This window comes from Nafulsella turpanensis ZLM-10 (assembly GCF_000346615.1).
GTDB lineage: Bacteria > Bacteroidota > Bacteroidia > Cytophagales > Cyclobacteriaceae > Nafulsella > Nafulsella turpanensis.
Window position 1 is genome coordinate 42,638 of the sequence record NZ_ANNU01000055.1, and the last position, 10,237, is coordinate 52,874.

Annotated in this window: 9 protein-coding genes; 8 read left to right on the top strand and 1 reads right to left on the bottom strand. The window is 47.6% G+C overall.

Annotated elements, in window-relative coordinates; genetic code table 11:
- Positions 1–6: 6 nt before the first annotated feature.
- Entirely contained in the window at positions 7–3,204 is a 3,198-nt protein-coding gene (locus F752_RS24635; RefSeq protein ID WP_017733386.1) for a SusC/RagA family TonB-linked outer membrane protein, read from the bottom strand.
- Between the two features lie 967 nt (positions 3,205–4,171).
- On the opposite strand from F752_RS24635, the gene F752_RS0119280 reads away from it, so the two are divergent.
- From F752_RS0119280 to F752_RS0119325, 8 genes are all read left to right on the top strand, one after another.
- Positions 4,172–4,465: a helix-turn-helix domain-containing protein gene (locus F752_RS0119280; protein WP_017733388.1), complete on the top strand. Its 294-nt coding sequence runs from the start codon at positions 4,172–4,174 to the stop codon at positions 4,463–4,465.
- Positions 4,466–5,682: 1,217 nt separating this feature from the next.
- On the top strand, positions 5,683–6,093 hold the full coding sequence (locus F752_RS0119285) for a hypothetical protein (RefSeq protein ID WP_017733389.1): 411 nt from the start codon (positions 5,683–5,685) through the stop codon (positions 6,091–6,093).
- The gene (locus F752_RS24640) at positions 6,071–6,505 is read left to right on the top strand and encodes a helix-turn-helix domain-containing protein (RefSeq protein WP_081604612.1); all 435 of its coding nucleotides are present in this window, start codon (positions 6,071–6,073) and stop codon (positions 6,503–6,505) included. Before F752_RS0119285 ends, F752_RS24640 begins: the two co-directional genes overlap by 23 nt.
- A complete protein-coding gene (locus F752_RS0119295; RefSeq protein WP_017733391.1) occupies positions 6,502–6,951 on the top strand; it encodes a protein-export chaperone SecB in 450 nt (149 codons plus the stop codon). The genes F752_RS24640 and F752_RS0119295 overlap by 4 nt, the downstream gene beginning before the upstream one ends.
- A gap of 286 nt (positions 6,952–7,237) precedes the next feature.
- Complete coding sequence (locus F752_RS0119300; RefSeq protein ID WP_017733392.1) at positions 7,238–8,854, top strand: type I restriction-modification system subunit M; 1,617 nt, start codon at positions 7,238–7,240, stop codon at positions 8,852–8,854.
- A 217-nt stretch (positions 8,855–9,071) separates the two neighbouring features.
- On the top strand, positions 9,072–9,473 hold the full coding sequence (locus F752_RS0119310; protein ID WP_017733394.1) for a helix-turn-helix domain-containing protein: 402 nt from the start codon (positions 9,072–9,074) through the stop codon (positions 9,471–9,473).
- Between the two features lie 108 nt (positions 9,474–9,581).
- The gene (locus F752_RS26330; protein WP_017733395.1) at positions 9,582–9,743 is read left to right on the top strand and encodes a hypothetical protein; all 162 of its coding nucleotides are present in this window, start codon (positions 9,582–9,584) and stop codon (positions 9,741–9,743) included.
- Positions 9,744–9,788: 45 nt separating this feature from the next.
- The coding region (locus F752_RS0119325) for a hypothetical protein (protein WP_026135857.1) at positions 9,789–10,237 on the top strand (449 nt) is incomplete at its 3' end.

A 10,237-nucleotide genomic window follows, 5' to 3' on the forward strand; every position in this document is an offset into this window, starting at 1 on the left:
TAAGGTTTAGAAATTGGCTCGTAAGCCGACAGACCAGCTCCGGAGAGCGGGCATGTTCCGGTAATCCGGGTCGGGCACCGCGCTGGTGGCTTTCCAGAGTATCCCCAGGTGGCTGGCGTAGCCGTAGACCTGCAGCTCCCGGAAAGGCAGCCCCGGCCACACTTCCCGGCTAAGGGTATAGCTCAGGCGCACATCCTGCAGGCGGACATGATCGCCCCGCTCTACCAGCATTTCGGAATAGGTGTAAAAGTCATCGCGGTAGGAACTACCCTGCTCCGGAACAGAAGGCACCTGCGTAAAGGCTTCGTCCCCGGTTTGCTGCCAGCGAAAGGCATAATCGCCATGGCCACCCAGCCCGCGGTTGGTGCCGTAGCGGATAGATTCGCGGCGGAAGTAGTAGCCCAGGCGGTAGGTGATGTTGCAGGATAGCGAAAACCCTTCCCAGCTGAAGGTATTGCGCAGGGCACCGAAATGGGTCGGCTGAAGAGAGCCATGGTAAATCAGGCTGTCCGGCTCCATATTGCCGATAATAGACCCGTAATCTTCGCTGATTTCCCCGTCCAGAAAGCCCTGCGGATTGCCGGTGTCCCCATTCAGACCACCCCAGCGATAGCTGTAGAGGGCGCGGGGCGGAAAGCCTTCGCGCGGAAAAACGCCGTTCTGTAGCAGCAGGTAGGCAGGCACCTCTGCCCGGTAATCGGTTACCGTGGTGGTGGCATAGCTGTACAGCCAGTCCGTCTGCCAGTTGAAAGCACCCGCCACATTCAGGCTGCTCAGCTGCAGGTCGAGCCCCTGCCCTTCCGTGGCGGCCACATTGCCGCGGAATTCAGCCAGGCCCGTTACCGGCGAAACCGGTGCATAGCCAATCAGGTCCCGGCCGTTCTTGCGGTAATACTCCAGGCTCCCGCTCAGGCGGTAGTTGCGGCTGGCAAAGTCCAGGCCCAGGTTGAGGATTTCCACCCGCTCCCACTGCAGGGCCGGGTTGGGCGGATTGGTAATGCCCGCATAGGGCAGACGGGTATCCCAGCTGTTGCCCATGAGGCGGGCGGTGGTAAAGGCCGACACACTTTTATCGATGTTCCCGTTGTAGCCGTAAGTGGCACGCAGCTTCAGGTAAGGCAGCGCCTTCCAGCGGTAAAAGCCTTCGCCATGCAGGTTCCAGCCCAGCCCTGCCGACCAGAGCGGCACACCCCGCTGGTTAGCCTCCACCCCAAATAGGTTCGACTGGTCCTTCCGGGCGCTGAGCGTAAGCAGGTAGCGGCGGTCATAAGCATAGGAAGCATTGGCGTAGTACGACAGGAAGCGGTCGTGCAGGATGTCCAGCTCCTGCCCGTTGGGTATGGCCAGCCGGCGACCGGGATAATGGTATTGCGGAAAGAGCGTTGCGGCATCTACGGCAGCCTGCAGCGCCTTATCCTCCTGGTAGCCGTAGTAGCGGAAGCTGCTGCTCCGGCTTTCCACCCCTCTTGCCTCCCAGCCTGCCAGGGCATTCAGCTCATGCCGTTCCCGGAAGGTTTCGGAGAACTGCAGCTGTGCCCGCAGGTTGTGGCTGGCCGAAAGGAACATGTACTCATCCAGCACCCCACCTACTGGTATCGGACGGCTGAGCGTACCATCGGCACCTACCTGCGTAAAGCGGTTTACCAGGTCGCGCGCAAAGTAGCTTTCTTCCGGGTAATGGTCCCTGCCTAGTTGTTGTCCGCTCCAGTATTGGTAGAAGAGGGAAGCCTCCAGGGAAGGCAGCAGCTGATAACTTGTCTCCAGGCGGGTACGGAAATCTGTTACGGCGGCTGTTTTATCCAGCAGCTCCATTTCCTGTAGCGGGCTGTAGCGCCAGTTCAGCAGGCCTGCCCTTTCCGCCTGCTCCACGAATTGGAGGCGGTAGTCTTTTATCAGCATCAGCGGCTGCCCGGCATCGTCGGCAAGGCGGCTGTAGGGGGGCAGGCCATCGTTGGTGGACTGCCGCAGGAAGAGCGGGTCCAGGCCTTTATTTTCCTCCCCGCGCTGTGCATAATAAATGTCCGCACCAAACCGCAGTTTGTTGCTGAAGAAGGTCCAGTTGTTTTTGGCATTGAGCGTTACACGGCTGTTCCCTTCCCCTACCAGCCTTTCCAGGTTTTTATCCCAGCCTGCAGATAGGTAATAGCGCTGGCGTTCATCTCCTCCGCTAAGGCTGGCGGAATACTGCTGCAGTACGCTGGGGCGGTAGAGGTAATCGGCAAAATCATGTCGCACATCCTGTTCCTGCAGGCGTTCGATTTCCCTCTGCAGCGCTTCGGCAGAAATGCGCCCCTCCCGCTGGTAAATAAGCAGCTCCACCAGGGGCGTGAGCGGCCGCTTATCGTAGGCCGTTTCAGCAAAGTTGTAGTAGCCTGTCTCAAAAAGGGTTCGCTCCGTAGCAATAAAATCCGCGGTCGACATGCGGGGGACATAAAAGGCATCCGGCTGCTGCCCGATGGTCAGGTTGCTGTTAAAGGACAGCCGCGGAGCCTGCTGAAAGCGCCCCCCTTTGGTGGTAATCACAATCACCCCGTTCCCTGCGCGGGCACCCCAGATGGAGGCGGCAGCCGCATCTTTCAGCACCGTAATGCTTTCCACATCGTTGGGATTGATGTTGGAGATGTCGCCTTCGTAGGGAAAGTTGTCGAGCACGATAAGGGGATCTTCATTGGCAAAGAGCGTAGAGCGGCCGCGAATGGTAATGTCGGAACCATCCCCGTACGGCGAAAAAAGCACGCCCGAGGCCACTCCTTCCAGGCGGCTGAGAATATCAGGACCCACCGAGCGGTTAATCAGCTCCTCCTCTACCTGCACGAAGGAGCCTGTGGCCCTTTCCTTGGGCAGCTGCTGGTAGCCGGTAGATACCACCTCCACCTCCATGAGAGTGGCAATGTCCGGCATAAGGGCTACCTCCAGGTAATTTTCTTCCGGGAGCGGCAGGCTTTCCGTTACATAGCCCAGGAAAGAAATGCGGAGCGTATCGCCCATTTGGTAAGCCTCCGCCGGTACTTCGAGACTGAAAAGCCCTTCCGTATCCGTTACCGCCCCTGAGTGGCTTTGCAGCAGGTAGAGGTTTGCGCCCGGCAGGGGATTTCCCTGCTCGTCGGTAATTTTGCCCCGCAGGGTAGCTGGTCCCTGCTGCGCATAAGCAGGCAGAGAGCCCAGCAGCAGGCCAAGCAGGAGTAAAAGCATATAATTTTTCATGATAGCAGATTTAAGGTGGTTGGATAAGCCTCCCTCCCCTCCTGCCTGTACCCAGGTGCCGGCGGGTTACAGGACAGGAAGAGCGGAAAGGCCGGGAGCAGCACTCCCTTTTAATAGCAGAGGGGTGTTGAAGCAGGCCGTGTACAGGACAAAGCCCACCCCTTCACACCCTCATGAAGAGGGTCCTGGCATTTGTTAGCAGGCCCGGAAGGAGGCACGAGTTGCCCCCCTTTCCGGTGCCGCTACTAACAACAAAGACATAGCGGTACCGGTACGCATAAAAATGGTTTATGCGACAGGTATATAAGCATACAGGATAAGCATACAGAGAAAGGAAAGCCCCTGCCGCCGGCAAGCACGGGCCCTCCCCGGGAAAAGGCGGAGCCCCCATTCCCTACCTGTACTGCCAGCAAAATAAGCTTAGCAGCCAGGACGCAGGAAGTGGCTCCACCCAAAGGTGAGCGGTTCAGGCCGGTGGCCGGTGACAATGCAGCCAGATATGATAGGCATGTTCCATTGCAAAAAGGGTTTAGCGCCTGCCGGTTCCTGTTGTTAGGAACCAGCAAAACAGCGTTGTGTCTTTTTAAAAAAAAGAGTCTCCGAAGGGAAAGCAGGGCGGAAAGCATGCACCAAAAAAAGATGGCGTGGAACCCGGCTTATCCGTCTTAGAGGTACTGGCATACCCGACCACGAATAAGTGGGCCCACGCCAATAGCGTGAGCACTACACTTACCGTCCCGTGGTCAATGAAAATGCCAGTTTTCTAAGACGAGACTATCAGTGCGAATGCTTCAAATGCTTTTAATTTTGAAGTATCGCAAATATAATTTACAAAATCAAAATCCTTCTACTCTTCCTTTAGTTATCAGATTAGAAAGTTTGATTAATTAGATCTAAGATATGGAAAAAATTTAAATAGGACAAATATGTCCTAACATTTCTTCATGGACTGTAACAAATTGTCCTTGTGAAGAAGAAAAACTACAAGGACCAGGAATTCATTGATAAGGTGCGCAAGCGAATACTAGAGATTTGTGAAGAAAAGAATATTGGTCAGGAAGTTTTAAGTGAAAGAACCGGATTTGATTTAAGGCAGGTAGGCAGGATTTTAAGGGGAGAAACAAATACCTCCATAAGTAATATCGCCCAAATCTCCAGGGCAATTGGAGTTCACCCAAAAGAGTTATTCAACTTTGAATTTTCTATCCCTAAAGAATTTATCCCCCCTATTGAAAAGGAGAACAAACAAGGAAGGAAGTAGCATATCTTTAATAGGCAAGGTACGTTAAGAATAGCCAATCTTTACATACTATTAACTAATGTCTTCAGATACTTATATATTTGCAAATATTTCCGATTAGGTAACCTTAAAAGAAGCAAAGAGGTGGGAAAACAGGCGATTGTACAAACTAATTTTTTATCGTTTCTCTTATAAATCCCTCCTCAAAACCAGGCAAGTTTCAAAAGAAAAATGCGAATTCGTTGGTGAGGCAAATAAATAGTCAGCTCCTCAAATCTAAAGAAACTTAATATAACGTTGAAAATTGTTAACTGTAGTGGATTTACTGGTCCACCACAGTTAACCTTTTAAATTCCGCAAATCACGAACTCTTCTAAAAACGGAACTGCTCGTGTTTGTGTTTTAACTAATAACTATCTTAGTTTTTACAACCATTTTTACCACAGGTAATTCGCTCATTTGTATTGACCCAATGAGATCTAAGTTGATTTGTGTCTACTCCACATCCAGTTCTTCCTCTGCTTGTCCTTTATGGACCTCACCTGATGGCGTATGTTTTACGGGCATAACATTTATGATTTAAAGTTTAAACTTATTAAGCATAAAATATAAAAAACCTAATACAGAATAGCAAGAGCCAAAGCTCAAGAATTTAAGAAGAGAAAAAAGAGATTCAAAAGTGGTGGTGAATTCATCTACAATTTTAACAGGTCATAATATGGAAAGTATGAGGCCGGCAGCATTGACATGCGCATTGGCTCTTTACCAAGTGTAGTAAATTCCTTTGGAATTACTTTAGAAGAACTTTTTCGGGAGGATTTAGAATAAGGAAGGAGGGAAATATACTGGTTCCTGGCTTCCTTAAACTTTAATCCTGATAAAATCAGCCGGATAGGAAATCCTGAAGATAATCTCTAAGCTCACCCTTACTAATTTTGAACCAGCTAAAGTACCTGACCCTCACCCAAAGGCGCTGGTTTACTTTAGTTTTTGAATTACCCTAATTTTATTCTTCCAATGGAAAAAGAAAATTAACTAAAAGAATTAAAACCTTTTTCGTACAGCTCCCAGTCTGTTAAATTTCAGCTAACCTCCTTTTGCTCCAAATAATTTACCCCGCTACAAGTATCCTATATCTATTGTTTTTATATCTTTAGGAGATGCTTGTTAAAAAACAATCCGGCTGTTTAAATAATAAGTGAGCAAAATATTTTGAGAAATTAAGCAATAAGTTAATTTTGTCGAAACGAAAAGCCAATCTCATCCGTTTATCTAACGATGGTAAGAAAGAATTTTATGTAGATGCTGAAAATGCTCCGCAAATAATAGATTTTTTAAACAGTACCAGTGCGTATAAAAAGAAGTTTGCACTTGTAACGGATTTAATACTGAATGAAAACCGCCCTCCCAGAGATTTGTATGACAAAGAAAACATCGAAAAAGGTTGTGAGCATGTAACGGCTATCAAGCTGGCAAAAGGGAAAAACAATCCCCGTATTTATTGCCAGCAATTTAGCCGGAAGGACAAAAAAGTATTTGTGATTATCGCCTGTGAGCTACTGGAAAAGAAAAAATCCCAGGGGCTCACCAATAAAGAAAAACAAATCATCCGTAAAGTAGCCAAATATGAGTACGAATTCGATGAATAAGAACGATATACAAAAAGCATTTGCCGATTTAGTTAACCTGGAAAATAAAGAAGAGAAGCACGAGCATAACACGCAGATGCTAATCTTTAAGTTCCTGTCGGAGATTGATGAGGCCATGGAAAAGCAAAACATCAAGAAGAAAGAGCTGGCAAAGAAGGTAGGTACCTCCCCTTCTTATATTACCCAGCTGTTTATGGGAGACCGCAACCCAAACTTCAGCATTGTTCAGAAAATGGCAGAGGCCCTCGATATTGAGTTTTATGTAAGCACCAAAGAAAAACAATTACGACAGTACTATTCTCCAAGGGCTGATAAGGATGGTTTGTGGGTATACCGCAGAAATGAAACGACCCATGAGCCGGAAGATTTCAACTATGAACTGGATGTGGATTCTAACGCCATGGCCGTATGATAGCAACTACTTCTCCCTTAAAGCTTGTTAGCTTTTATCTGTATGAAAAGTACCTCCGCTTTATAGAACCGGAAAAAGAGGTGGAATACTGGAATGAAATCATGGACCAGTATCCCATTGAGATTGATTTTAATCATCAATCACTGGAGGACGACTTTTTCCAGGTCTGGGTGAACATAGAAGTGAATACCGGTGAAGAAAAGTTGCCCGGACTTCATTTAGCAGCCCAGGGCGTTGGCATCTTTCAGCTAAGCAATGCTGAACAGCTGCAGGAATCGGTGGCGGGTAACCTACGCGTTTTTTCATCCCTCAACATAGTAATTAACAGCTTGCGGGGCGAGTTAAGCAATGCAAGCTCTCAAAGTCCGACAGGAAGGTATTATTTACCCGCCATTGATATTGGCAGCCTGATAAAAAGCAAGCAGGCAACAGAACAAGCAGAATAAGAGAAAGCTATCGGCAAACATTAATATGAACCACCTGAAAACTTAATTGTCAGGTGATTTTTTTTGCCCCTTGTTCTAATGTCCACTTCAGTGTTAGCAGTAGCATCGCGTATCGGATTGATTCGCAGCATTGAAATTCTTTCCACTAATCCACTCACTGCCAATTAAATACAAACTACTCCCACTTTGGCTTCCAACAAAAGATAAAATTATCAGAAAATTGCTTCCGGAACTCCCCTGAATTTCCTTATTTTCAGGAATAATATAGTGAAGAAAGGAAGAACAGATGCCAAAGAAAGACTCCTCCCCTGCCAAAGCCCGGGCAGATATTGATTTTGAAAAAGAATTGTGGGATGCTGCCAACGAACTGCGCGGGGCAGTAGCCGAAAACCAATATAAAGATTATGTACTCTCCCTGCTGTTCCTGAAGCACCTCTCGGAACGCTATGAGGTACGGCAGCAGGAAATAAAGCAATCCTTTTCCGACCCGAAAAGTACTTATTACAATATCGATTCCGAGGAGCAAAGCGAGGTGCTGGAGGATGAACTGGAGTACCAGGTAAAGAATGTGTACCGTCTGCCAAAGGAAGCCACCTGGACCTTCCTGCGTGAGCATGCCGAGCAGGATGACATCAAGGTAAAAGTCGACCAGGCTTTTGTGCTGATTGATGAAATCCTGTCCCAGCGCAATCTCGACTATAAAGGCGTACTGGAGCCTATCTTTGTGAAAAGCCAGCTTTCCCCTGCCCAGGTGGCGGGACTGATTAACCTTTTCTCTAAAGAGAAGTTCTCCGAAATTAACAATCCGGAGAGTGATATCTACGGACGGGTATATGAATACTATATCGGCAAGTTTGCCATGGCCGAAGGCTCCGGCGCCGGACAGTTCTTTACGCCCGGCTCGGTGGTGCGGCTGCTGGTAGAAATGATTGAGCCGCTGAAAGGCCGCATTATGGACCTGGCCTGTGGCTCCGGTGGTATGTTTGTGCAGAGCCTCAAGTTTGCCCAGGCCCATGGCGGAAATAAAAACGATATCTCCATCTACGGACAGGAACGCTACGAAGGCACGCTGCGCCTCTGTAAGATGAACCTTTTACTGCGTAACCTCTCTTTCGATGTAAAGCTGGGCGACTCCCTGCTGCAGGACCGTTTTCCGGAACTGAAGGCGGACTATGCGCTGATGAATCCTCCCTTCAACATCTCCAACTGGCACCCGGAGCAGCTGCCGGAGAACGACCCGCGGCTGTTTGGCGCCAAGGAAGAATTTACCACCCCAGGCAATGCCAACTATATGTGGTTCCAAACCCTCTGGCACCACCTCAGCGAGCGCGGCACGGCTGGTGTTGTGATGGCCAATGGCGCCATGACCACCGGAAGTGCCGGCGAGAAAAACGTGCGGGAATATATGATTGAGCAGGGCATGGTCGACTGCATTGTGCAGATGCCCGACAAGCTGTTCATGACCACCGGTATCCCTGCCTGCCTCTTTATCCTGAGTAAAAACAGGGATGGGCAGGATGGCGAGCACCGGGAACGCAAAGGGGAAATCCTGTTCATCGATGCCCGAAAGCTGGGCAAAATGGTGAGCCGCCGCCTGCGGGTGTTTGAAGATGCCGACATTTCTAAAATAGCCGACACCTACCATCAGTGGCGCAACTTGAATGGGAATTATGCCGATGTGGAAGGCTTCTGCAAAGCCGCCCCATTGGAAGAGGTAAAGACCAGCAACTTTGTCTTATCTCCCGGCCGCTTTGTAGGCTCCGAAGCGGAGGAGGATGATGGAGTTCCCTTTGAAGAAAAGATGAAGTTGCTGACGAATGAGCTGGCTCAACAGTTTGAGGAAGGGGCTGAGCTGGAGAAGCGGATTCGAGAGAACCTGCAGGGGATTGGCTATGGATTTTAAGAGTGAAAAAGCCCTAAACGAAAAAAAACTGGCTTCATCACCAGCATTAGGTATCTGGGAGAGGAAGTACGGAGATTGCTTTTACAAAGGTAATCAATATGCCACGAACAAGCAATTCGTGCCAAGAGGTTTTACAGCAGGGAGGTTCTTACCACCAATTTTAAAATATTAGAAGGCTTAGAAAGATTAAAGAAGCCTACTTAAACGATAAAGCATTATGATTTCAAGAGAACAATTGCATCAAACCCCTGAGTATTGGCTTGAAAGAATCCAGAATGATATTTTCTGTATGGTTCATCAGTATATGGAAGAAAAGCAGCTGAACCAGTCTGCCCTGGCAAAGGAATTAGGTGTCAGCAAGGGCTATGTTTCACAAATCGTGAATGGCAATTTCAACTTTTCACTAAGCAAATTAATTGAACTGAGCCTGGCGCTCGGAGTTGCCCCAAAGGTAAAGCTGGAAGAAAGCCTTCAGGAATATACCATTGAGCAGGAAAGAAAGCTGGGAAATTTGAATAGAAATGGTTTTGTTTCTATTCAATTGAACTCCCCTTTTAGCCCTTATACTCTGGAAGTAAATCAGGAGAATGGGGGCTATAAGGCAACCCAGTTAGCTTAAATCAAACAGAAGAATAGGAGAAACTGGAAAAAATTTCTCAACCTGAAATTTACAAGGAAAGAATTACCATTTCCCATAAATTTAGATGCAGGCAAAAGAGCAGCATAAATGTCCATAGCCTGTCTTTCGGGCTGCAATTGCCAAGCGGAAGAAGAGGATGGAGTTCTTTTTGAGAAAAAGGTGAAGCAGTTTGCAGAGGAATTGGCACAACAGTTTGTGAAGAAGGCGCAATCAGAGAATCTGATTCGCCTCAACCTAAAGGATACCTAAAGGATACCTAAAGGATAAAAGTATGGCCTCAAGTAAACTTAATAAATGATGCAGAAGGTAACAGAAGTTAGATTAACATTAGCTGCATATATCTATGCAATAGAGATGGATTTGAGATATCTAATCCAAAAACATATAATTCCTCTGCATCAAGACCTGAGCTTTCTAAGAACTCCTGACCTAAAAGAAAAAGTCAGAAAACGTTTTCAAACAGAAAATTATGGACTTGACATAAATAATAATTTAGATGAGGCAATTAATTTCATAGATTTTCAGGATTCGTATACTATTCTTTTTCAGAATAGTGATTTTATTCCGGTCGAAATAATTAGAGAATTAAAAGGGCTAACGACTAAGTTAAATGAAATAGCTCCTATTAGAAATAGAGTTATGCATTCTCGACCACTGCTTGCGGGCGATTTTAGTAGAGACTGTAAATGGAACTGTGTCAAAGTTAAAAAAATAATTAATTTAGCTTTAACACAGCAAGTATG